Source organism: Paenibacillus andongensis (assembly GCF_025369935.1).
GTDB lineage: Bacteria > Bacillota > Bacilli > Paenibacillales > NBRC-103111 > Paenibacillus_E > Paenibacillus_E andongensis.
In genome coordinates this window covers 6,676,416-6,698,887 of record NZ_CP104467.1, presented here as the reverse complement: position 1 = coordinate 6,698,887, position 22,472 = coordinate 6,676,416, and the positions used below count along the sequence as shown (strand labels likewise).

Here is a 22,472-nt window from a genome sequence, read left to right as displayed (position 1 = left end):
AAGCTATCAGAACAAGAAATCCGGGGAAATCGGTAGAGGAGATGGAGCTATTGTTGTGGGTTGTCATACTACTACTGCTATTCATCTTTCAGACCGCGACGATTCTGATCGGTGAATACAAACGGCCAGCTAAAACGGTAGCTTGGCTGCTCGTTTTGTTTATTTTTCCAATTATCGGATTTATCATGTACTATTTCTTAGCTAAGGAATATACCCAAAGGAAAATGGTTCGGCGCAGAGGACGTCGCAAAATGGATGAAATTAAACATCAATGGATGTATAAGGAATCGGCTGCGATTGCGAATAATGCGGAGAATTATCAGCTCTTTGATGAGCCGCGTCTTTGTGGACTGCTTCATAATATACCGGGGTCACCCATTACGCTCAAGAATCGGGTTGAAGTGCTGACGAATGGGGAAGTCACTTACGAAGCTATGATAAAGGCGATTGAACAGGCGAGAAATCATATCCATTTTGAATTTTATACCATTAGACATGATGAAACCGGTGTGAAATTTCAAGAAGTTCTGATTCGTAAGGCGAAGGAGGGTGTCAAGGTCAGAGTGATTTATGACGGGGTGGGGAGTTATACGCTTTCTGCAGCTTACATAAATAAATTTAAGCAAGCCGGGGTTGAAGTGCATCCTTTCTTGCGTCCGCTCATTGCATTCTTCGATAAACGAATGAACTATCGCAATCATCGAAAGATTATTGTCGTTGACGGTTTGGTGGGGTTCGTTGGCGGTATTAATATTGCCGATGAATACTTAGGGAAAGATCCAAAGCTTGGTTTCTGGCGGGATACCCATCTCATGCTGCACGGTGATGCGGTGTATTACTTGCAGATGACCTTTATGACAGACTGGATGTTCGTTAGCGGGGAGCGGTTGGTTGAAGAAACGTTATTTCCTGAGCATCATGAACCGCAAGCCTCGTTGGTCCAGGTTATTGCAAGCGGTCCAGATGCCCACTGGGATGCTATTCAGGAAATGTTTTTTGCAGGTATTATAGCGGCTAAGAAGCGAATTTACATGACTACGCCATACTTTATTCCAGATCCCAGTATCACGATGGCACTCAAAACTGCGGTAATCAGCGGTGTCGATGTCCGTATTATTCTCCCTTATAAATCAGATTCCCAAATCGTTCAGTACGCATCGCGATCGTATCTGCTTGAGCTGATGCAGGCGGGGGTACAGTTCTATCTATATCGCAAAGGCTTCATGCACGCCAAGGTCATGATCATTGACCATTTGATGGCTACAGTAGGTACGGCGAACGTAGATATGCGCAGCTTTTTTAGCAACTTTGAATTGAATGCTGTGATGTTTAATAAGGATGAAATTAAGCGCTTAGAGGCTGACTTTTTAATGGATTTAAAGGAGAGTGTTGAGCTGAAATTAGCCCAATTTGAGAAGAGGTCCCGCGTGGAAAAGGGGAAGGAAGTCATTGCCCGATTATTATCCCCTTTATTCTAATAGTGAAGTTCCGTTAGAGGCTGCGAAATCTATGTGAGACGCTCTAAAATGGCGTTCAAATTTTGTGGAGGGACCTTCTCGATGAGGTCGCCATACGTTCTCAAACGGTTCATCACCGTATGTAAGTTGAAATCTCGAATACTAGGGCGCAGCTCAACCTCTTTCCATAACAGGGGGGTGGAAACAGAGGCGTCCTTTTTGGCGCGTGGTGTATAAGGCGCGGATAATGTTTTTCCATACCAGTGCTGTAGGTAGTCTACGTAAATTTTGTCGCCACGATTTTTCTTGAACCTTTCGATGGTAAAAAGATTGGGATACTTCTTCACGACAAAGGCGCCAATAAAATGACCGATACGGCGAAGCTGTTCAAATGTGTAGCCATGTTGAATAGGGATGTAGATTTGAACACCTGTAGCGCCTGAGGTTTTGGGAACCGACTGAATATGCAGGGAATCGAGCACTTCTCCAATGATATGGGCAGCCTCCATAATACGCGGCTCTTCCTCTAGCGAAGGATCGATATCGATCACCCATTCTGCGGGCAGCGTCTCACCAATTCGGTGGAAGGAAGGATGAAACTCCAAACATGCCAAATTTCCCAGCCATATCAGGGTGGGTAACGAGTCTAGATTGATATAATTAATGCCATCCAGCGGCGCCAGCTTCACGAAGCTTGGTACCGGATCGGGGGCATTTTTTTGATAAAAGGATTTTTCATTATACCCGTTTGGGAAACGAATCGTTGTTAAGTGGCGATTACGGCAATAGCGCAGCAGGTAAGGCGACAACTCGGTCAATTTAGCGAGATAATCGGCTTTGGTAATGCCCGTTTCAGGCCATAAAAGTTTGTTCGGGTTCGTAATCGTCAGCTCATGCCCTTCCACGAGCAGCGTTCCTTTGGTTGAGACCGCCATGAAAATTCGTCCCTCCTGATATGGATTTACATCCGATTATTCCCCGTGGGGATGGATCTCAAACTTCGAAGACCAGTTGAAAATTAATGAAATTTTGCTTGACAAAAAGATGGATTCATATGATACTTACAAAAGTTAATAATAAATAGTAAGTAACATATCAAGTGGAAGTTAATTCTTATTTGTAAATAAAAACTTATTCTATCAGAAGATAGAAGCAGAGGAGAGATAAATATGAGTAACTCATTTTTAGCTGCAGTAAAAGAAAGACGTACGTACTATGGACTGAGCAAAGACGTGGTCGTTTCGAATGAACGTATCCAAGAAATCGTGAACGAGGCTGTGAAACATACACCGTCCTCTTTTAACTCACAAAGCGCAAGAGTTGTTGTATTATTCGGCGAGCAATCCGATAAATTGTGGAACATGACGAAGGAAACACTGAGAAAGATCGTACCTGCTGACAGCTTCGCGCCAACGGAAGAACGTATCGATAGTTTCAAAAGCGGGTATGGAACAGTGTTATTTTTTGAAGATGAGACAACAGTACAGAATCTGCAAAAACAATTTGCTACCTATGCTGACAATTTCCCGATCTGGTCCAACCAATCCTCAGGCATGCTGCAATTTGTAGTATGGACGGCACTGGAGCAAGAAGGTCTTGGTGCATCACTGCAGCACTATAATCCTTTGATTAACGAGGAAGTTGCACAAACGTGGAACCTTCCAAGCGAGTGGAAGCTGCTTGCCCAAATGCCCTTTGGTAAACCAACCTTTACACCGGGCGATAAAGAGTTCCAACCACTTGAAGACCGCGTGAAGTTTTTTCAATAAGAAATGTAAGATTAGCCATTAATTCATCCTTATAAAAAGGGGCCATCCCATTCGTCTTTGACGGTGGGGTGGCTTTTTGTACGAATCGAGAGAGCGAGTTGGCGTTTGGAGATTGAGAAGTCGTTTCTGAGCTTTTGCCATAACTATATAGTCACTTAAAAAAATTCCCCACCTCTACACTATTCATAAAACCGCTTGCATCTCCACTTCGTTACCTTAAATAGAAAAATTTAAGGAGGAGTAATCGAGCATGGGTAATTTTAAAAAAGTATTCGTATCTTCCCTAGTGTTACTAGGACTTATGGCGGGAGTGACGGCTCTATCAGCAGCTGCGGCTGAGCCTCTGAAGGTCAAATCCGAAACGGATATAGCAGGGGATCTTGGTATCCTCCAAGGAGAGGGCAGTGGGCTGACGGCAGAATACTTAAACAAGCCAACAACAAGGCTGCAAGCCGCGGTGATGTCCCTAAGATTAAAAGGTTTGGAAGCCGAAGCGTTAGCTTTTACCGGAACAACGAGCTTCAAGGATGCTAGCAGCGTTTCCAAAGAGAACCAAGCAATTCTAGGTTATTTGAAAGCGAACCCGAGCCTAGGCTGGCAAGGAACCGGCGATGATAAATTCGAACCGCTATCAGGAATTACAGCGCAGCAGTATTACAAGGTTTTGTTGGAATCGCTAGGTTACATGCAAGGAACAGATTTTGAGTACGCGAACGTATTTACCTTTGCCGCAAAAAATGGCTTATCGAAGATTGCCAATGTGAAGCAATTCAAAAACTTACATATTGCTACAGCAACTATCGAAGCGTTGAAGGTGCCTATCAAAGGAACTGCGAAAACGCTAGGCGCCGATTTGACGGATAAAGGTAAAATCAGTGCGACTAAGCTCGATGTGCTGAAGAACGAAGAACTCAGCTTGAAGCAAAGTGATACGTTGGGTAGTTATCTGACGGATTCCAAAGGAATGACGCTTTACTATTTTACCAAAGACGCTGCGGATGTGAATTCATGTGTAGGTCAATGTTTGGCCAACTGGCCGATTTTTAACAGCAATAATTTCACGGTTCCTGCGGAGTTTAGCGCAGCGGATTTCAAAGTGTTCGTGCGCGCTGACGGCAAAGAACAATTGACCTATAAGGGCTGGCCTTTATACTACTTCGTTAAGGATCAAAAAGCCGGAGATACAACAGGAGATAACGTTGGTAAGGTCTGGTTCGTTATTAAGCCCTCAAACGGCGGCGTGGCGCTTGGTACCAAAGCCGATCTAGGCAATTATTTGACAGATGCAAACGGCATGGCACTTTACTACTACGATAAAGATACGAAGGGCGTCAGCAATTGCTCCGGCAAATGCTTGGAGAAATGGCCATTATTCTACGCACCGAACATTGCGCCTCCAACGGGAGTCAACTCTGCAGATTTCGGCACGCTCATTCGCGCAGATGGCAAAATGCAGACCACATACAAGGGTTTCCCTCTGTACTATTGGGTGGATGATAAGAAAATGGGAGATACATTAGGCCAGGATGTTGGTAAAGTCTGGTACGTAATTGATCCTGCGAAATTCAGTGGAACTAAGGCGACGAATACATCCGTAAAAACAAGTAAATCCGATGCTCTTGGCACGTATTTGGTGGACGCAAACGGCATGGCTTTGTACTTGTTCACAAAAGATAAAGCGGATCCTAATTCTTGCGTTGGCCAATGTTTGGTGAACTGGCCGATCTTCTATGATGCGAATCTTACGGTTTCGGCGGATCTTACCGCAAGCGATTTCGGTACCCTTACTCGAAACGATGGCACGAAACAAAGCACATATAAAGGCTGGCCTCTTTACTACTGGATCAAAGATCACAACCCTGGCGATACTACTGGGCAAAATGTAGGAAAAGTCTGGTTTGTCCTCGATCCAGCTCAAACTACAGCAAGATAACTTCCTAGTCGCACCCTGTAGGTTTATTGCGCTCCAACATGCTGGCAGATGCAGCGGCGTTGGGGCGCTATTTTTCTATAAAGCTATTGCCAAGACGTCTAGCTGGCGATAAGGTAGAAAGATAATAAACTTCATTTCGACTCGGGGTGTACCGAATTATGCGAAATCGAACAGATGGTGAGCTCATGAAGCTGGTGATGGCTAAGCACCATCCAGCCTTAGAAGAGCTTTACGATCGCTATGCGAAGCTGGTGTATTCATTTGCGCTGAAATCCATGAAGGAAGAGCAAGCGGCCAGAGAAATTGTCCAGCTAGTTTTCACACGTCTTTGGACCACTGAAAAAGGCTATGACGCAAGCAAAGGTGCCTTCGTCAACTGGGTGATCACGGTTACCCGTAATATTACCATTGATAGCTTGCGTAAGAAGCGCAGACTTGATCAAGTGATCCAATTTGAGCCCAGAGAGTGGGAGCAAACGCTGATTTCAAGCGACCCTGATCCAGAATCGGTTATGTCACGTAAATGGATAGGAGAGCAAATTCAAGAGGCTTATGTACATTTGTCCGATAGCCAAATTCAATTGATCGACATGATGTACTGGCAGGGCTACTCTCTAAGTGAAATTGCGACTCAAACGAATGAGCCGCTGGGTACGATAAAAAGCCGTTTGCATCAAGGTTTGAAAATACTTCGGAAGCATCTGACATCACTGAGGGAGGGATGACGTAATGAAAGAACAGGAGACTGTGGAATGCAGTTATCTTGTCAATTATTTGACAGGCGACTGTACGGAGTGGGAACGCGCTGCTTTCGAACGGCATCTGCGAACTTGTGTCACATGCCGGGAAGAATTAAGCGAGCTGCAGGAGGTCTGGCAGGCACTCCCTTTTGAGATGGAGGAAATAGAAGTCCCTGCGGATTTGAAGCAACAGGTTATGCAGTCTATTGTCCCGACCGAACTCAAAGCGATCAAGAAGAAAGAGAAGAAGAAACGTTCGTTCAAATGGGTATATGGCGGAGCTGCTGCCATTATCTTAGGCCTCGTTGTAGGCGCATGGTGGAACAATCAACAACCAAAAAACCTTTCAGCCAACCCCACCTTAAATCAACCTGCAGAAATCGTGCATACGTTTCAATTGAAATCCGTTGAAAGTACGATGCCAACAGCCTCTGGCACAGCTTATGTGCTGCAAAATGGCGATGTCCATAATGTGGTCATTAATCTGCAAGGTCTCAAGGAAACGCAAGGGGATTGGGCCTATCAAGTTTGGTATAACCGAAGCGGGAAGCGATACAATTGCGGGACGCTCCGTGTAGACGAGAAGGGTACTGGTGTGCTGACATACAGCATCCCTGTGAAGGTAAAGGATTTCCAAATTGACTCCTTTGGCGTTACGTTGGAACCGGATCCGAATGGTTTACAGCCGCGCGGGAAAAAGATACTGGGCACTTCGTAGCTCATACTGCGAATAGGTTAAGGTTAAACTATTTGTTGTGCTTGATCAGAGGTCTGAGCATTTGTAGAGAGGACGGATAGATTTGAACGTAAAAGGGATTCATCATGTAACCGCGATGACAGGGGATGCAGCAGCGAATTTCCAGTTCTACACCGAGGTGCTAGGCATGCGGCTTGTCAAGAAAACAGTCAATCAAGATGATACAACGGCTTATCATTTGTTTTATGGAGATGAAAAGGGGAATCCGGGAACAGAGCTTACTTTCTTTGATTTCCCTGGGGTGGGACCGAACGTTGCAGGGGTAAGCAGTATTTCGGGTACATCACTTCGTGTAGCTAATGACGAGGCGCTTCCGTATTGGATGGAGCGATTCAAGGAACATGGCGTAAAGTACTCCCCTGTGGAGGATTTTGCCGGGCGCAAAGTCATTTTTTTCGAGGATCCGGAAGGTCAGCAGCTAGCCATCGTTTCCGATGAAAATAATACAGGTGTTAAGGGAGGGAAGCCGTGGGAAAAAAGCTCGGTTCCCGTCTCGTACGGCATCACCGGACTAGGCCCTGTAAAGCTGACCGTGCGGAAGCCGGAATCCACACTGGCAGCATTGCGTTTACTTGGCTTCAAGGAAATAGAACGAATTCCGGCGGTGGCTAAAGGACAAGAAGATATCATTGTCATGCAAGTAGGCGAAGGTGGGTCGGGGGCCGAAGTCCAAGTCGAGCCGCGCAGCGATCTCCATGTATCAAGCCAAGGTGGCGGTGGCGTTCATCACGTTGCTTTCCGTATTGAAGATAAGAAAGAACTGATGGCTTGGGTTGAAGTCCTTAACAAAGCAGGATTACCTAACTCAGGATTCGTAGACCGATTTTATTTCCGTTCTTTGTACTTCCGCGAGCCGAATGGCATTCTGTTTGAACTAGCTACGGATGGCCCGGGCTTTGCTACCGATGAGCCACTTGAAACATTAGGCGAATCGCTTTCCCTCCCGCCATTTTTAGAGAACCAACGAGTTTTCATTGAAGCAAAATTGAAGTCGCTGTATACGAAACGTTGATACCATGAACGAACATTCTGCTCTGTGATTCATTCACGGATAAGAGATGTTCGTTTTTATTTTAAGATTGACGTTAAATCGGTTATCATGGAAATATACATAGCGTGAAAAATGAAGGGATAGATGCCAGATGACGACAGGGGATAAAATCAAACTAACCTCCTACTCCACGAAAGGTGGATGCGGATGCAAAATCGGTCCGGGAGATCTTTCTCAAGTAATAAAATCTTTGCCGCCTACAGTTGCCAACCCCAATCTTCTCGTTGGGATCGATACCAGCGATGATGCAGGGGTATATAAATTAAGTGAAGAGCTTGCGCTCGTTCAAACCGTAGACTTCTTTACCCCGATCGTTGATGATCCCTATTCATTCGGACAAGTGGCTGCAGCGAATGCCATCAGTGATATTTATGCGATGGGCGGTAAGCCATTAACGGCATTAAACATTGTTGCTTTTCCGATCAAAACGCTGGACAAGCAGGTGCTTGCCGATATTTTACGCGGCGCTGGGGATAAAATGCTGGAGGCAGGGATTACACTAGTAGGCGGTCATTCCATTGATGATAACGAGCCGAAGTTTGGACTCGCCGTCACGGGATTGGTGCATCCTGGAAAGATCCGTACCAATGCTGGAGCTAAGCCTGGGGATAAATTGATCTTAACGAAGCCGATTGGCGTAGGTATACTGACAACCTCGATCAAAAAAGATCGACTAAGTGAAGAAGAAATTCAGCGAGTGACGCAAGTTATGGCAACGCTGAATAAGACGGCTGCGGAGACGATGGAGCCTTATAACGTTCATGCCTGCACAGATGTGACGGGCTTTGGTTTAATGGGACATTCTCTGGAAATGGCGACAGGCAGCGGCGTGGGAATTCGCATCACTGCACAAGATGTACCTGTATTACCGCGGGTGCGAGAGCTTGCCGAAGAGGGATTCGTTCCTGGGGGCACCAAGAACAACTTCGCTCATGTACAGGAATCGATCACATTTGCTGAATCGTTGGATCAAATTAGCCAATGGATTCTATGTGACGCGGTCACCTCGGGCGGTCTCCTTATCTCGGTTGATGGGGAGCAGGCAGATGAATTGCTTCGTAAACTGAAGGATGCCGGCGTAGAAGCGAGCTTGATTGGCGAAATCACGGCAGAACATCCCGGACGCATTGTTGTAAGTTAAAGGAGCGAAAATCCATTGTTTCAAGACATCACCATCGAAGAATTACTAACCCTGCAACATAAAAAAGAGATCGTTCCGATCGACGTCCGTTCCTCATCCGAATATGAAGATGGCACGTTCCCCGGCAGCTTGAATATTCCCATATTTGAAGATGCGGAGCGTGCAGAAATAGGTACCCTATATAAGCAAGTGAGCGTGCAAGCAGCTAAAGATAGAGGGCTGGAGATCGTTTCTGCGAAGCTGCCTGCTTTCGTGAAGTCTTTTGAGCAAATCAAAGAACCGAAGGTCGTTTTCTGCTGGCGCGGCGGAATGAGAAGTAAAACAACAGCAACCGTTTTATCGCTGATGGGCATTCGTGTTTATCGGTTGACCGGAGGTATTCGGGCCTATCGGAAGTGGGTTGTAAGTACACTTGAGCAGCTTAGAGATTTTAAGCCTCCTGCACACGTTATTCAGGGAAACACGGGAACGGGCAAAACAGCAATTTTGCGCAGTCTTCTGGAAGAGGGCTATCCTGTCTTGGATTTTGAAGGGATGGCGGGTCATCGAGGCTCCATTTTTGGAGAAATTGGCTTGAAATCTCATAACCAAAAGACGTTTGAATCCCTGCTGGTCGGACAACTGTTGAAGCTGGAATCGGCGCCTTACGTTTTAATAGAGGGAGAAAGCAAGCGAATAGGCAAAGTCGTTCTTCCCGAGTTTATCTTTCAAAAAAAAGAAACCGCCACACAGATATTTATCGAAATGCCGATTGAAGAACGTGTTCAGCATATTATTAAGGAGTATAAACCTTTCGAAAATCAGCCAGATATTTTACATGCTTTTAAGCATATTAAAAACCGCATCCATACACCAATTGCCAAAGAAATTGAGACCAATCTTCAAGCTCAGCACTATGAGAACGCCGTCAGGCTGCTTCTGATGCATTACTATGACCCGCGCTATGAGCATGCGATGAAGCAAAATGAACAAGACCGAATTGTTATCAAGGCTCGAAATAGGGAAGAAGCTGTAGAGGCTGTGAAAAATTATTTGTCGGAGCTTAAAATGAAGGCTTTGGTGAAGTAAAAAGCGAAAAAAGTGCTAACTGAAATCAGTTAGCACTTTTTCACATTTGTCTTAAAGTATCATACACATGAGTGGCAGCGGCAGATAGGGGGATGCTCTTTAACTTAATAATGCCAACTTTCCTAGCAGGGATCGGTGTGGTTAGCTGAATTTCATACAACGTTTCGTCCGACAGCTCTTGATGGACAAACTCCCTGATTCCGCAAGCAATACCGAAGCCATTCTTAGCGAATTCGATTAGTAGATCAACACTTCCAAGCTCAATCTCTGGCTTCATGGACAACCCGTGCCCTTCAGCAAAGTGATCTAAGTAGGCGCGGGTGCTGCTCCCTTTCTCAAGCAGGATAATCGGATGCTCGAGCAACTCCTGGAGAGAAATGGGGGTCTCTGTAAGATGCTTATACGCTGCCCCTGTTAAGAAACAGTCATGAATGACTATGCTTTCTTGAATGGAGATATGAGGGTCAGAAATAGGGAGATTGACGATGCCTAGGTCAATTTTTCCCTCTTTTAGTAGAGTAATCGTCTCAGTTGTGGTTCTGTTCGTTACTTGTATCTTAACTTTAGGGAACGATTCGTGAAACTGCTTAAGATGTGGCAGCAGAAAATGTTTACAAAGCGTATCACCAGCTCCAATTTTCACCTCTCCGTGCGTAAGTTGATGCATCTCCGTGATCTTTCTTTCACCATTAAGGATAAAATGATAAGCCTGCTCAATATAGGTGAAAAGCTCGCGACCCTCCGTTGTTAAAGTCACTCCTCTAGATGTACGGAAAAATAATTGCCCACCCAACTTTGCCTCCAATTGTTTAATCGAATGCGTAACAGCTGGTTGTGTAACAAACAGTTCATCAGCTGCCTTGGATAGACTTCCTGCTTTTGCCGTGATATAGAAGACTTGATACAGTTCCATATTGTGAATCATAGTACGTCTCCTCAATGACATCAATGTGGTTAATATCGATTATTAGTTATATTAATTTTTCTAATAGGACCATTATCATTATACTTAGTTTTAGGGAGTTATTTCAATGGAAGGGTGATCTTAAGATGACGGTTACAGCTATTGTGGGAGCGAATTGGGGCGACGAAGGCAAGGGGAAATTAACAGATGTACTTGCCGTGCATTCTCAGTTTGTCGTCAGGTACCAAGGAGGGAGCAATGCCGGGCATACGATTATTAACGACTATGGCAAATTTGCGCTGCATATGCTTCCCTCTGGAGTCTTTTATCCAGGGACCACGAATGTTATTGGACCGGGTGTTGCTTTAAATATGAGTAAGCTCCAAAGTGAATTTCAGGAATTAGTGAAGCGGGGCGTACCTGAGCCTAAGCTATGTATTTCTGAACGCGCGCAAGTTGTGCTTCCTTATCATATTCTTTTCGATGAGTTGGAGGAGGAACGTTTAGGGGATAGGAAGTTTGGGTCCACCAAGCAAGGGATTTCGCCCTTCTATGCGGATAAATATGCGAAGATTGGTATACAAGTATCCGAATTATTTGATGAAAGCCAGTTAAGATCAAAGTTAACTAGGGCATTGGAGTCCAAAAATATACTTCTCACTCATTTATATAAAAAGGCTCTGCTGGATGTAGATCAGCTTGTTGTTGAAGTGCAGAAGCAAGCGGCATTCATTCAGTCATTTGTGTGCAATACGACAACTTTACTGCAGGATGCCATATCACAAGGACAATCGGTATTAGTTGAAGGACAATTAGGAGCGCTCAGAGATCCAGACCATGGTATATATCCTTATACGACATCTTCATCAACATTGGCTGGATACGCTGCTGTTGGGGCAGGAGTTCCTCCACATGCCATCAAGAAAGTTGTCGCTGTAACGAAGGCGTATTCAAGCTGTGTCGGCGAAGGGCCATTTGTATCAGAAATTCAAGCTGAGGCCGCACACGAGTTACGCTCGCGAGGTGGTGATGCCGGAGAGTTCGGTGCAACAACCGGCAGGCCGAGGCGAGTAGGGTGGTTCGATGCCGTAGCGACCAAATATGGTTGTCAAATACAGGGGGCAACTGAGGTTGCTCTAACCAATTTAGATGTGTTGGGCTATCTTAATGAGATCCCAGTTTGTACCGCTTATCGTATTCAAAATGAGAATAGCATGGATTTCCCGCATACTTCACAATTACAGCAAGCAGAGCCAGTTTATGAAAAACTACCGGGTTGGAAGTGTGATATCTCACATATTCGTACGTTTAACGATCTCCCCATTGAAGCTCAAAATTATGTGCTTCACATTGAGAAACTGATTGGTGTACCTATTCGCTGGGTCTCCATTGGACCGAAACGCGAGCAAATTATTGAAAGATAGAGCTGTTGCCAGTTAGGCAGCGTAAGGAATAACAAAAAAACTAGGCCTCTAAGCAATTAATCATTGCACAGGGGTCTAGTTTTTATTTAGTTTATTTTTTAAATAATTTCTCAAGAGCTTCACGTTGAGGAGCTCTAACATTCACCACGGGGCGAATGCTTTGAGCGATTTTCTCCGCTTCTTCGATGGTTTGGCTTTTGCCCAATGTGATCAAAGTGCCGATGGCCACAGCACCGGTACGGCCTTTGCCGCCGCCACAGTGAAAGCCAACCTTTTTCCCACTGTTATAAGCCTCTACTACATGATCGATGGCTTTCTGGAATAGCTGATCCTGTGGTCCCTCAGCATTGTCTCCAAGGGGGATTTGAATCCATTCTACGTTACCAGCAGAGAAAGCACACTCCGTGGCTTCTCCACGTAGATCAACGATCACTTCAACGTTCTCATTCTTGACCATGTCCTCAACGTCAGAGGCACCGCCAAAGAAGATTTTATCCTCGATTAAAGCTTGATAATTTTTAGGCATCTATACGCCCTCCTTATTTTTCTTAAATAGGTTGATTATGAAACTACGTTTAACCATAGGTACAGACCAATTAACGTGATTAACAAAGTTGGGATCGTAAGGATGATGCCGATTTTAAAATAGTACCCCCAGGTGATTTTCACACCTTTTTTAGATAGGACATGGAGCCATAATAAAGTCGCGAGCGAGCCGATTGGAGTAATTTTAGGCCCTAAATTGGAGCCTATGACATTGGCATAGATGAGAGCTTCACGAATGATTCCCACTGTTTGAGTACCCTTGATTGCTAGCGCATCAATCATTACCGTCGGCATATTATTCATAACCGAGGAAAGTATAGCGGCTAGGAATCCCATCCCTATGGTGGCAGGGAACAATCCTTGTCCTGAAATGGTTTCAATTAGTTCTCCAAGAGCAGTGGTTAAGCCAGCGTTCTTCAATCCATAAACAACTACGTACATGCCGATTGAAAAAATCACGACAGCCCATGGTGCATCTTTGATGATTTTTTTGGTTTCGATCACCTTGCTCGATCGGGCAATCAGAATGAAGTTAAGTGCAGCGACCCCGGCTATAATGGAAACAGGAATTTTAATAAACCCACTGATTAGGTAAGCAGCTAATAAGATTCCAAGAATGACCCAAGATAATCGAAATAGTTGAATATCCTTAATCGCTTCAGAAGGACGTTTAAGCTGAGTGATATCGTAGTTTTGAGGAATGTCTTTTCTAAAATACAGGAACAGCACAAGCAAACTGGCAGCTAATGAGATTAGACTTGTAATAAACATTCGGCTAGCATAAGTGACAAAATCAATACCGAAAAAGTCAGCCGAAACGATGTTCACCAAGTTGCTAACAACGAAAGGAAGGGATGTCGTATCTGCAATAAAACCACTAGCCATAATGAACGGCAGAATCATTTTATCTGGAAATTTCAAGGCACGAACCATAGCTAGAACAATTGGCGTTAGAATTAGCGCGGCGCCATCATTAGAGAATAGTGCAGCAACAGCTGATCCGAGCAGGATAACATAGACGAACATGACCTTCCCGTTCCCTTTGGCAATTCGTGCCATATGAAGGGCAGACCATTCAAAGAATCCAATGTTGTCCAAGATGAGGGAGATTAGAATAATGGCGACAAAAGTCAAAGTCGCATTCCACACAATGCCTGTCACAGTAACGACGTCATGTAGAGAAACAACCTGAAAGAGGAGTGCCAGAATGGCACCTGCTGATGCGGACCATCCAATATTCAGCCCTCTAGGCTGCCAAATAACGAAGGTCAGTGTAAGTAAAAAGATGATAAGTGCTAAGTAAACCATGTATTGCTTTTAAACCTCCTAAGTTGTAAGTATCTACTAGTTGCAGCAATCTATTTGTTCGCAAGATATGATATCTACCTTTTCTTTTTGAGAAGGCAAATATTGACGGCTTTTTGGTTTGTTCTTTTTTAATAATGGCAACAATGAAGAGAATATATCAAACAGGGGAGACCCACATGGAACTTAAGCCCGTATTTCCTTTCGAGCCGGTCAGCACAGAAACGATTCCTACATCCGATGATTGGGTAGCGCAAATTAAATGGGACGGCGTCAGAATGCTAACCTATTTCGATGGAAATGACGTTCGTTTAGTGAATCGTAGGTGTAATGACCGTACGAAGCAGTACCCAGAGCTGCTAGATATCCAATCATACTGTTCGGCTTCCTCAGTCATCTTAGATGGGGAAATCATTGCATTTGATCAAAAAAAGCCTGCTTTTCACGAGATCATGAAGAGGGAATCTTTACGAAAAAGCCAAAGCATTGAGAGAGCCGTTACACAGACGCCGATTACCTATATGATTTTCGATATCCTCATGTACAATGACAAATGGATCGTGGACAAGCCATTATCGGAGAGACAGAAGATACTCCATGATATGATTACCCCTTTGCCCCATTTTCAACTTACACAAAACATTGCAGACGGAAACAAACTTTTCGATGTAATGAAGGAGCACGGTATGGAGGGGGTTGTATGCAAAGACCTTAACAGTACTTATGCCATTGGGGGAAAAGACAGCCGTTGGGTGAAGAAGAAAATTTTCCACGACTTATTTGCTGTGATTGGCGGGGTAACGACTAGGGCGGGGGTTGTTAATGCGATATTGCTAGGATTATACGACAAAGAGGGCCGTTTTGTCTATATCGGTCACGCCGGCACTGGAAAATTAAGCAGGGAAGATTGGCGTCAATTGACGAAGATCGTTGAACCGATGACGACACCTCATAAGCCATTTATAAACGAGCCTGAACGGAGCAAGGAAGCCATCTGGACCCAACCAAAGTTAACGGCGAAAATACAATTTCTTGAATGGACTCCCCACGGAACGATGAGGCATCCCAGCATTCAAGCTTTCGTTCAAATGGATCTAGCAGATTGCACTTTTTCACAGAATATGTAGATGATATAGCAGAACAAAGCAAAAGCGCTAATCCTTGAATATCAAGAATCAGCGCTTTATTTGTGTTCTATTCACTTTCACGTTACAGGTTCTTTGACTTTTTTGGCTCTCGGTTTCGCTTTCGGCTTCTTGATTTCAGTTACGCTGGCGTCCTCACCTAAAGTTACTTTTTCATCCGTCGGTTTCGTGGCGTCAAGACTAGCTTGCAGCGCGGCCATGAGATCAATAACGCTCGTTTTCTGCAGCGAAGGGGCAGCTTGGACTTCTTCTCCAGCCACCTTATGCTCAATTGCTTCAAGCAATCGACCGCGGTATTCATCTTTATACTTTTCGGGTTCAAAGGGTGTCGACAGCTGGCTGATGAGCATCTTCGCCATTTCCATTTCACGCTCGTTCACGGTGACTTTCTCGGGAAGGCCCGGAACTTGAGAAATCGGTCGAATCTCATCCGGGTAAAAAATAGTTTCCATAGCGAGGCAGTTCTCAATAACTCGAATGGCGGCTAGTGAGCTTTTGGAACGGATCGACACTTTGGCGATGCCGATTTTGCCGGTTTGACGCATGGAATCCAGCAGCAAATGATAGGCACCAGAACCAGTATCTCCAGGCCCAAGATAGTAAGTCTTTTGAAAATAAACCGGATCGATATCTGTCAAGTTGACGAAGTCCAGAATCTTGATCTCTTTATTCGCTTCTCCCGAGATATTTTCCAATTCATCCTTCTCAAAAATAACGAAACGTCCAGGTTCATATTCATATCCTTTGGAAATTTCCTCCCACTCTACTTCCTTCTCACAAGTCTGGCATTTACGCACATAGGAGAGCGGTGTAATACAAGTTTTATGTATGTAACGCATGGAGATATCCTTATCTTCCGTTGCCGAAAACATTTTCACAGGCACATGAACAAGTCCGAAGCTAATCGCGCCTTTCCAAACTGTATGCATCTCGTGATTCCTCCTGGGTAATCGTGATTGTACTAGTATTCTCTTGATTTAATGGCTTTATACGGTAGAGATTTAAGAGAATAGATGGCCTCGAGAGTGGGTACGTTAAAAACGCAAGTTGATTACCATGAAGCTAATCTATGCTAAGGAGGGATTCACGGATGGCACAAGATTCAAATGCATCTCAAGATACGATCACTGAAGGCAAAGATGATCATTTCATGGACATTGATCGCATGATTAACGAAGGCTTGGGAGGCGGTAACGTCACCATGCACAATGGATTGATCGAATCCACGACGACGGATACGATGGATCATCCGGAATCCGTACTGGATGAGCCATGAACATTCATCGCGTTCAAGAAATTTTAGCCGCTGATGAGAAGATTCACGTCGAGTTAAATGGCCTCCCTGTCTGGATCGATAGTGTGGATACCGGCAAAGCAATTGCCAAAGTCCACGCGGAAGAAAACCCGGCCGATTCTCGGGTAGTAGCGGTTCAGGAGTTGGAAGAGGTCCATTAGTGGATGTGAAAGAACAGCGAAGCCTGCTCCGAGTTATCTCGGGGCGGGCTTTTTTGATTAGAGAGTTGATGTTGCCTACTAGCGAGGACTATAATAGGAGCAGCACGCGCAAACGGAAAGAAAGGGATGAGATCTACATGCCTCAATCCACATTTACGTACAACTCCAGGCATGAGGAAGATACCGATAAACTGGGGAAATTGCTGGCCACCTATTTGCAGCCTGGCACCGTTTTTACACTAGATGGCGATCTGGGTGCGGGAAAAACGAGGTTTTCGCAAGGCTTTGCTAGAGCGATGGGAATTACCGAAACCGTTAACTCGCCTACATTTACCATTATCAAAGAATACGAGGGAGCTGAGCTTCCTTTCTACCATATGGATATGTACCGCATTTCTGGGGAGGAGGCGGATGAATTAGGGCTCGACGATTATTTTTATGGAGCCGGCGTTACGCTGATCGAATGGTCAAGTTTAATTGAAGACCTTCTGCCACCAGAGCGGCTAGCCATCACGATTGCCCATCAGGATGATCAAACCAGAGTATTTCACCTGACTCCGCACGGAGACCCGTATCAGAGCTGGTGTGTACAAATGAAGGAGAACGGACATTTACAATGACAGAACGGACAAAGAATTTAGGACGATGCTTAGCCATCGACACCTCAACATCTGCAATGACAGTTGCTATTTTGGAAAATGGCAACATGCTGGGCGAGGTCAGCTCCTACGCTGAACGGAATCACTCGATCGGGCTTCTTCCCCATATTCAAGATTTGCTTGCGAGTTTACATCTCAAACCCAAGGACCTTCAATCGGTCGCTGTGGGCCAAGGCCCCGGTTCCTATACAGGGGTTCGTATTGCCGTGTCTGTTGCCAAAACATTCGCATGGTCGTTAGGCCTGGACCTTATTGGTGTGTCCAGCTTAGAAGCCATGGCGCTTGGTGGTGCTATGAAGGAACAGAGCGCGACCGGAAATGGGCCGACTTGGGTGGTGCCGCTCATGGATGGTAGACGTAAGCAAGCTTTCACGGCAGTCTACGCCTATGAGGGTGCTTCTCCGTTAACAGTAGATGGGGAGCTCGCGGCAAATTGGCAAGAAGTTCTGCCTGATGGCATTCGTGTTATTAATTCTTGGACAGAGCAAATCGTTAAGCAAGCAGCCTCAGCTTCGCAAGGACAAAGGCCCCATGAGATTCTGTTTGTGGGTGAAACCGAAGGCTTCAAAGATGAGCTTGAACAATTTGCGCGGGGTTGGGACGGAGTCGTTCGTATCTTTTCCTATGGCATTGAAGCGGAATTTATCGGTAGACTAGCCTATCCTAGGCTGGCTAAAGGGGAGAAGGCGGATGTGCATACATTTGTCCCTAACTACACCAGATTACCGGAGGCTGAAGCCAATTTACTGGCCGGAATGAAGACGAAGAAAGGGGATCATTGATGATGGAGCAGCGGCAGCCGCAAACAACTGAAGATTCATTGGTGTTCCGTTCCATGCGAATGGAAGACATCCCTTTTATTTGTGAAATCGAGCAAGAAGCGTTCACTACGCCTTGGACAAAAGGTGCATTTGAGAATGAATTAACGAATAATCAGTTCGCTCATTATATGATTATGGATATCGAAGGTGAGGTCGCCGGTTATGGCGGGATGTGGCTCATCATGGAAGAGGCACATGTTACGAATGTGGCTGTTCGAGATACGTATAGAGGACGTAAGCTAGGGGAACGTTTGCTCCGTGAGCTGATGAAAACAGCCGCTTTCTTAGGGGCTATTCGGATGACACTTGAGGTTCGAGCCTCCAATTATGTTGCGCAAAATTTGTACGAAAAGGTCGGATTCCGCTCTGTTGGCGTGCGTAGAGGGTATTACACGGATAATCGCGAAGATGCTGTTATTATGTGGGCAGACTTGCCTAAGAGAAGAAAGGATAGTCTCGGGGATTGAGGCTTTCGGATAGGTGACGAAATTGACTAGAGAAGTAGGGCAAGAGCAAAAAAGTGAAACAGGACAACAGCAAAAGAGTGAAACAGGACAACAGATAAAAGAAGCTTCCGTTACAAAGTCGGTTTATATTTTGGCGATCGAAACGAGCTGTGACGAAACTTCCGTAGCCATTGTCGAAAATGGTAAAATCATTCGTTCCAATGTGATTTCCAGCCAGATCGAAACGCACCAACGCTATGGAGGAGTGGTGCCGGAGGTGGCTTCCCGCAAGCATGTGGAGTCGATCACATGGATGCTGGAGGAAGCCGTCGAAAAAGCGGGCGTATCGCTGCAGGAGCTGTCCGCGATTGCCGTAACGGAGGGTCCCGGATTAATCGGGGCCCTGTTAGTTGGTGTCGTAGCGGGCAAAGCGCTAGCCTGTGCCTTAGACCTACCGCTGATTGGTGTTCACCATATTGCGGGACATATTTATGCGAATCAACTTGTGCATGAGCTAGAGTATCCGTTGATCTCACTCGTTGTGTCCGGCGGACATACCGAGTTGATTCTGATGGAGGGGCCGGGCCAATTCCGCATCATCGGGCGAACACGCGATGATGCGGCTGGCGAGGCCTACGACAAAATCGCGCGGGCAATGGGCCTGCCTTACCCGGGCGGCCCGCACGTAGATCGGCTTGCGCAGGAAGCCGAGTCCGAGATCAAAATGCCTCGCTCATGGCTCGAGGCAGATTCTTACGACTTCAGCTTCAGCGGATTGAAATCCGCTGTGCTGAACGTCGTCAACCAAAGCAAGATGCGCGGCGAGGCCGTTCAAGTCGCGCAGATTGCCAAGGGCTTCCAAGCCTCCGTCATCGACGTGCTTGTGGAGAAGGCTGACCGCGCCGTGCGTGAATATGGTGCGAAACAGCTGCTGCTCGCGGGCGGCGTCGCCGCGAACAAAGGGCTGCGCAGCAGGCTCGCCGAGCGCTGCGAGCAGCTGAATGTCCCGCTGCTCGTGCCGCCGCTCGGCCTTTGCACAGACAATGCTGCGATGATAGGCGCAGCCGCTTTCCTCAAGTGGGACAAGCAGGAATTCGACTCTATGGAACTGAAGGCAGAGCCTCAACTCAAACTTGAAGAGTGGTAAGGGTAATAAAATTAATTTTCTGACAACTGTATTGACTTTGCCAAAGCTGCATATTATAATCACAATCAATACTTTCAAACGCAACGAACGGGATTAGTAAGGAACAGTAGTTTCGCTCAGAGAGCTGTGCGCTTGGTGAAAGCACAGACGAAACGGTACCTGAACTCGCCCGGGAGCGGTAAGGCTGATAAGGATGCCAAGGATCCAGCACCCAAGTAGGTCTTGACGGTTGACCCCCGTGATCAGGTACATGAGTGGTTTCGAGTGTAACAGCTCGGATCAATTAGAGTGGTACCGCGGAAGGTTCAAGCCTGTCGTCTCTTTTATAGAGATGGCAGGCTTTTTTGGTTGTTCTGGAACTTGAAGCGAACATGAACAAATGCGAAGAAGGAACATGAACATATAACAAACGCGATGAACAAGAGTAGTAAGGGCTCACTTGTACGGTACAGAAAGCTGCGGGTTGATGCGACGCAGACCGTGAATGCCCCGAACTCGCTTGGAAGCGGTCATCCTGATCAGCTAGTTTTACGCTGTTAGGGATGAACGGATGACCTCCGTGATTGGGTGACATGGCCAGCTCTTGCTGCGCAATGTCTGAGGTGGGCTCCGTGACTTGGAGCCAACAAGAGTGGTACCGCGCTGGGTGAAGACCCGTCGTCTCTTATGTGGAGATGACGGGTCTTTTTTTCGTCTTGAAGTGGGTTTTTGATTAGGCTGGGCCCCCACCGGTAACGAATCATTCTTCTTTTCGAGACATGAACAAACGCGAAATCTTTGATGACCTCTTTAGCGATGAAAAACATCACTAAAGTAACGTGGAGCAACATAAGTCAGTCGTAGCGATTCATTTTCATATTCAAACTTGTTCAAGTCATAAGTTCAAACCATAAAAGATAAATTGCCAGCAAGGCTGGCCTAACCTTGAGGAGGAATTTAACCATGGAAAACAACAAAAACAACAATCGACGTATTCGCATTTTTGATACGACACTTAGAGATGGCGAACAGGCGCCAGGAGCTTCCCTATATCCGGAAGAGAAGATTCGCATCGCTAGACAGCTCGCGAAAATGGGCGTGGATACCATCGAACCGGGCTTCCCGATTTCAAGTCCAGGGGATTTTCAGGCGGTGCAGCAAATTTCGCGTGAACTGCAAAACATAGAGATTTGCGGCTTCGCCCGAGCTGTTAAAGCGGATATTGACTCGGCCGTGAAAGCCACACAAGATGCTGCTTCAAGACGCATTCACATGTTCCTGTCCTCATCGGACATCCATCTGGATTTCCAACTTCGCAAATCTCGTCAACAAGTTGTTGAGATGGCTCGCTCCATGGTTGCCTATACGAAGCAATTCGTGGATCGGATCGAATTCTCGCCGATGGATGCAACGCGAACAGGGGATGAATTCCTGTTTGAAGTACTCGAGGCCGTCATTGCTGAGGGAGCAACCATACTGAACATCCCAGACACCGTGGGCTACGCGCTTCCAGAAGAATATGGGGCTATGTTCCGCAGAGTGCGCCAAAGTGTAAGAGGCGGGGATACCGTAGAGTACAGCGCGCATTGCCATAATGATTTGGGTCTTGCTGTCGCTAACAGCCTAGCGGCTATTGCTGCAGGAGTCACACATGTGGAAGTAACCGTTAACGGTGTAGGGGAACGCGCAGGCAACTGTTCTCTCGAAGAACTTGTTATGGCTATTGAGACGCGTAAGATGACCATGGGCGTGGAAACAGGGATCGTAGCCAATGAAATTTTCAACACTTCCAAAATGGTCAGCCGCATCATGGGTTTCCCCATTTCTTACAATAAGCCGATTGTCGGCCGAAATGCCTTCCAGCACGAAGCGGGTATCCATCAAGATGGGCTGCTGAAAAATCGCAACACGTACGAAATTATGGATCCGGAAAAGCTGGGCATTCCACGGTCTATGATCATTCTTGGCAAGCATTCGGGACGTCACGCGCTTAAACATCGCGTAGGACAATTTGGCATTGAACTTACGGGAGAAGAACTGGACACACTTTACACAAGATTCAAAGAAAAAGCGGATGACCAGAAAATGGTGACTGACGACCAGCTTATGGAGCTTGTAGGATCTACCGTTGATGGGCAAATGGAGCCATTTACACTGACACATATGCAAGTTGTTTCTAGCAGTGATCGCAATCGGGTTGCCTCCGTGTCGGTAAAGAACAATCAAACTGGTGTTGAAAATGTATACTCGGGGACAGGTGAAGGCCCAATTGAAGCCATCGTGCAGTGCCTTAGACAAGCGATTCCGATGGCTGTGGATTTCTCCGATCTGGAGCTTCACTCGTTATCCACAGGTGAAAAAGCAACGGGAGAAGCGGAAGTCACCATCTCAGTTGGCGGCCAAACTTACAAAAACACAGGCATTGACCAGGATGTGCTTGTTGCGGTAGCCAAAGCTTTTATCTCGGCTTGCAACCAAGCCATACGTATGCAAAATAGCGCAGCGGCTCCAACCGAAGCTACGACAGCGTCATAAACAAGCAGACGATCTCAAATTGTAAGAAAACTTAGATATATACACAGCTTGTGTGCAAAGTTATTCACAGACCCTGTGTACAATGTGTATAACTAGAGCAAACCCACGGTTACCAACGATTTTAAAAGAAGGCTGAGAAGAATAACTTTTTCACAAGTTTTTGTGGATAATGTGGATAAGATTGTGGAAA

General features: G+C 46.0%; 22 protein-coding genes and 2 other annotated features. Of the genes, 17 read left to right on the top strand and 5 right to left on the bottom strand.

The genetic code is table 11. The features are described from left to right. Positions 1 to 50 precede the first annotated feature (50 nt). Positions 51 to 1,478, top strand: a complete 1,428-nt coding sequence (gene cls, locus NYR53_RS29945) for a cardiolipin synthase (protein ID WP_261306577.1) — start codon at positions 51 to 53, stop codon at positions 1,476 to 1,478. 29 nt (positions 1,479 to 1,507) lie between these two features. Here cls and ligD read toward each other — a convergent pair whose 3' ends face one another. Then, on the bottom strand, positions 1,508 to 2,392 hold the full coding sequence (gene ligD, locus NYR53_RS29940) for a non-homologous end-joining DNA ligase (RefSeq protein ID WP_261302686.1): 885 nt from the start codon (positions 2,390 to 2,392) through the stop codon (positions 1,508 to 1,510). 234 nt (positions 2,393 to 2,626) lie between these two features. Here ligD and NYR53_RS29935 point away from each other — a divergent pair, with 234 nt between their 5' ends. The 7 genes from NYR53_RS29935 to mnmH all read left to right on the top strand — a co-directional run bounded on the left by NYR53_RS29935 (position 2,627) and on the right by mnmH (position 9,916). After that, entirely contained in the window at positions 2,627 to 3,226 is a 600-nt protein-coding gene (locus tag NYR53_RS29935; protein WP_261302685.1) for a nitroreductase family protein, read from the top strand. 250 nt (positions 3,227 to 3,476) lie between these two features. After that, positions 3,477 to 5,159 carry a hypothetical protein gene (locus tag NYR53_RS29930; RefSeq protein ID WP_261302684.1) on the top strand — a complete coding sequence of 561 codons (1,683 nt, stop codon included), beginning with the start codon at positions 3,477 to 3,479 and terminating at the stop codon, positions 5,157 to 5,159. A gap of 158 nt (positions 5,160 to 5,317) precedes the next feature. After that, positions 5,318 to 5,884, top strand: coding sequence for a sigma-70 family RNA polymerase sigma factor (locus tag NYR53_RS29925; RefSeq protein WP_261302683.1), 567 nt, complete (start codon positions 5,318 to 5,320; stop codon positions 5,882 to 5,884). A 4-nt stretch (positions 5,885 to 5,888) separates the two neighbouring features. After that, the gene (locus NYR53_RS29920) at positions 5,889 to 6,617 is read left to right on the top strand and encodes an anti-sigma factor (protein ID WP_261302682.1); all 729 of its coding nucleotides are present in this window, start codon (positions 5,889 to 5,891) and stop codon (positions 6,615 to 6,617) included. Between the two features lie 82 nt (positions 6,618 to 6,699). Next, on the top strand, positions 6,700 to 7,668 hold the full coding sequence (locus NYR53_RS29915; protein WP_261302681.1) for a ring-cleaving dioxygenase: 969 nt from the start codon (positions 6,700 to 6,702) through the stop codon (positions 7,666 to 7,668). A gap of 130 nt (positions 7,669 to 7,798) precedes the next feature. Further along, the gene (gene selD, locus NYR53_RS29910) at positions 7,799 to 8,848 is read left to right on the top strand and encodes a selenide, water dikinase SelD (RefSeq protein WP_261302680.1); all 1,050 of its coding nucleotides are present in this window, start codon (positions 7,799 to 7,801) and stop codon (positions 8,846 to 8,848) included. 15 nt (positions 8,849 to 8,863) lie between these two features. Next, positions 8,864 to 9,916, top strand: coding sequence for a tRNA 2-selenouridine(34) synthase MnmH (gene mnmH, locus NYR53_RS29905; RefSeq protein WP_261302679.1), 1,053 nt, complete (start codon positions 8,864 to 8,866; stop codon positions 9,914 to 9,916). Positions 9,917 to 9,956: 40 nt separating this feature from the next. Here mnmH and NYR53_RS29900 read toward each other — a convergent pair whose 3' ends face one another. After that, complete coding sequence (locus tag NYR53_RS29900) at positions 9,957 to 10,841, bottom strand: LysR family transcriptional regulator (RefSeq protein ID WP_261302678.1); 885 nt, start codon at positions 10,839 to 10,841, stop codon at positions 9,957 to 9,959. Positions 10,842 to 10,966: 125 nt separating this feature from the next. Between NYR53_RS29900 and NYR53_RS29895 the strand changes: the two genes are divergently transcribed. After that, on the top strand, positions 10,967 to 12,244 hold the full coding sequence (locus tag NYR53_RS29895; protein ID WP_261302677.1) for an adenylosuccinate synthase: 1,278 nt from the start codon (positions 10,967 to 10,969) through the stop codon (positions 12,242 to 12,244). A 91-nt stretch (positions 12,245 to 12,335) separates the two neighbouring features. Here the strand turns inward: NYR53_RS29895 and NYR53_RS29890 are convergent, their stop codons facing one another. Beyond that, positions 12,336 to 12,770, bottom strand: coding sequence for a protein-tyrosine phosphatase family protein (locus NYR53_RS29890; RefSeq protein ID WP_261302676.1), 435 nt, complete (start codon positions 12,768 to 12,770; stop codon positions 12,336 to 12,338). A 35-nt stretch (positions 12,771 to 12,805) separates the two neighbouring features. Further along, on the bottom strand, positions 12,806 to 14,098 hold the full coding sequence (locus NYR53_RS29885; RefSeq protein WP_261302675.1) for an arsenic transporter: 1,293 nt from the start codon (positions 14,096 to 14,098) through the stop codon (positions 12,806 to 12,808). Between the two features lie 176 nt (positions 14,099 to 14,274). Between NYR53_RS29885 and NYR53_RS29880 the strand changes: the two genes are divergently transcribed. Then, positions 14,275 to 15,222 (top strand): ATP-dependent DNA ligase, encoded by a 948-nt coding sequence (locus NYR53_RS29880; RefSeq protein ID WP_261302674.1) that lies wholly within the window; start codon positions 14,275 to 14,277, stop codon positions 15,220 to 15,222. A 77-nt stretch (positions 15,223 to 15,299) separates the two neighbouring features. Here the strand turns inward: NYR53_RS29880 and ku are convergent, their stop codons facing one another. Continuing rightward, positions 15,300 to 16,169, bottom strand: a complete 870-nt coding sequence (gene ku, locus NYR53_RS29875) for a non-homologous end joining protein Ku (protein WP_261302673.1) — start codon at positions 16,167 to 16,169, stop codon at positions 15,300 to 15,302. Between the two features lie 161 nt (positions 16,170 to 16,330). Here ku and NYR53_RS29870 point away from each other — a divergent pair, with 161 nt between their 5' ends. The 7 genes from NYR53_RS29870 (at position 16,331) to NYR53_RS29840 (ending at position 22,282) form a co-directional block, all read left to right on the top strand. Continuing rightward, positions 16,331 to 16,516, top strand: a complete 186-nt coding sequence (locus NYR53_RS29870) for a hypothetical protein (protein WP_261302672.1) — start codon at positions 16,331 to 16,333, stop codon at positions 16,514 to 16,516. Beyond that, positions 16,513 to 16,695: an H-type small acid-soluble spore protein gene (locus NYR53_RS29865; protein WP_261302671.1), complete on the top strand. Its 183-nt coding sequence runs from the start codon at positions 16,513 to 16,515 to the stop codon at positions 16,693 to 16,695. Before NYR53_RS29870 ends, NYR53_RS29865 begins: the two co-directional genes overlap by 4 nt. A gap of 137 nt (positions 16,696 to 16,832) precedes the next feature. Continuing rightward, positions 16,833 to 17,315 carry a tRNA (adenosine(37)-N6)-threonylcarbamoyltransferase complex ATPase subunit type 1 TsaE gene (gene tsaE, locus NYR53_RS29860; RefSeq protein ID WP_261306576.1) on the top strand — a complete coding sequence of 161 codons (483 nt, stop codon included), beginning with the start codon at positions 16,833 to 16,835 and terminating at the stop codon, positions 17,313 to 17,315. Further along, positions 17,312 to 18,136, top strand: coding sequence for a tRNA (adenosine(37)-N6)-threonylcarbamoyltransferase complex dimerization subunit type 1 TsaB (tsaB, locus tag NYR53_RS29855; protein WP_261302670.1), 825 nt, complete (start codon positions 17,312 to 17,314; stop codon positions 18,134 to 18,136). The genes tsaE and tsaB overlap by 4 nt, the downstream gene beginning before the upstream one ends. Next, complete coding sequence (gene rimI, locus NYR53_RS29850) at positions 18,136 to 18,642, top strand: ribosomal protein S18-alanine N-acetyltransferase (protein WP_437180107.1); 507 nt, start codon at positions 18,136 to 18,138, stop codon at positions 18,640 to 18,642. Before tsaB ends, rimI begins: the two co-directional genes overlap by 1 nt. A 94-nt stretch (positions 18,643 to 18,736) precedes the next feature. Next, positions 18,737 to 19,768: a tRNA (adenosine(37)-N6)-threonylcarbamoyltransferase complex transferase subunit TsaD gene (gene tsaD / locus NYR53_RS29845; protein WP_261306574.1), complete on the top strand. Its 1,032-nt coding sequence runs from the start codon at positions 18,737 to 18,739 to the stop codon at positions 19,766 to 19,768. 74 nt (positions 19,769 to 19,842) lie between these two features. Further along, positions 19,843 to 20,093, top strand: a binding site (T-box leader). Positions 20,094 to 20,173: 80 nt separating this feature from the next. Beyond that, positions 20,174 to 20,436: a binding site (T-box leader), on the top strand. A 274-nt stretch (positions 20,437 to 20,710) separates the two neighbouring features. Continuing rightward, a complete protein-coding gene (locus tag NYR53_RS29840; protein ID WP_261302669.1) occupies positions 20,711 to 22,282 on the top strand; it encodes a 2-isopropylmalate synthase in 1,572 nt (523 codons plus the stop codon). The last annotated feature ends 190 nt before the right edge of the window (positions 22,283 to 22,472 follow it).

Coding starts and splice junctions, on each gene's coding strand:
- ligD (WP_261302686.1), bottom strand. CDS start 2,392: ATGGCGGTCTCAACCAAAGGAACGCTGCTCGTGGAAGGGCATGAGCTG.
- NYR53_RS29935 (WP_261302685.1), top strand. CDS start 2,627: ATGAGTAACTCATTTTTAGCTGCAGTAAAAGAAAGACGTACGTACTAT.
- NYR53_RS29930 (WP_261302684.1), top strand. CDS start 3,477: ATGGGTAATTTTAAAAAAGTATTCGTATCTTCCCTAGTGTTACTAGGA.
- NYR53_RS29925 (WP_261302683.1), top strand. CDS start 5,318: ATGCGAAATCGAACAGATGGTGAGCTCATGAAGCTGGTGATGGCTAAG.
- NYR53_RS29920 (WP_261302682.1), top strand. CDS start 5,889: ATGAAAGAACAGGAGACTGTGGAATGCAGTTATCTTGTCAATTATTTG.
- selD (WP_261302680.1), top strand. CDS start 7,799: ATGACGACAGGGGATAAAATCAAACTAACCTCCTACTCCACGAAAGGT.
- NYR53_RS29900 (WP_261302678.1), bottom strand. CDS start 10,841: ATGATTCACAATATGGAACTGTATCAAGTCTTCTATATCACGGCAAAA.
- NYR53_RS29895 (WP_261302677.1), top strand. CDS start 10,967: ATGACGGTTACAGCTATTGTGGGAGCGAATTGGGGCGACGAAGGCAAG.
- NYR53_RS29890 (WP_261302676.1), bottom strand. CDS start 12,770: ATGCCTAAAAATTATCAAGCTTTAATCGAGGATAAAATCTTCTTTGGC.
- NYR53_RS29885 (WP_261302675.1), bottom strand. CDS start 14,098: ATGGTTTACTTAGCACTTATCATCTTTTTACTTACACTGACCTTCGTT.
- NYR53_RS29880 (WP_261302674.1), top strand. CDS start 14,275: ATGGAACTTAAGCCCGTATTTCCTTTCGAGCCGGTCAGCACAGAAACG.
- ku (WP_261302673.1), bottom strand. CDS start 16,169: ATGCATACAGTTTGGAAAGGCGCGATTAGCTTCGGACTTGTTCATGTG.
- NYR53_RS29870 (WP_261302672.1), top strand. CDS start 16,331: ATGGCACAAGATTCAAATGCATCTCAAGATACGATCACTGAAGGCAAA.
- NYR53_RS29865 (WP_261302671.1), top strand. CDS start 16,513: ATGAACATTCATCGCGTTCAAGAAATTTTAGCCGCTGATGAGAAGATT.
- tsaE (WP_261306576.1), top strand. CDS start 16,833: ATGCCTCAATCCACATTTACGTACAACTCCAGGCATGAGGAAGATACC.
- tsaB (WP_261302670.1), top strand. CDS start 17,312: ATGACAGAACGGACAAAGAATTTAGGACGATGCTTAGCCATCGACACC.
- rimI (WP_437180107.1), top strand. CDS start 18,136: ATGATGGAGCAGCGGCAGCCGCAAACAACTGAAGATTCATTGGTGTTC.
- NYR53_RS29840 (WP_261302669.1), top strand. CDS start 20,711: ATGGAAAACAACAAAAACAACAATCGACGTATTCGCATTTTTGATACG.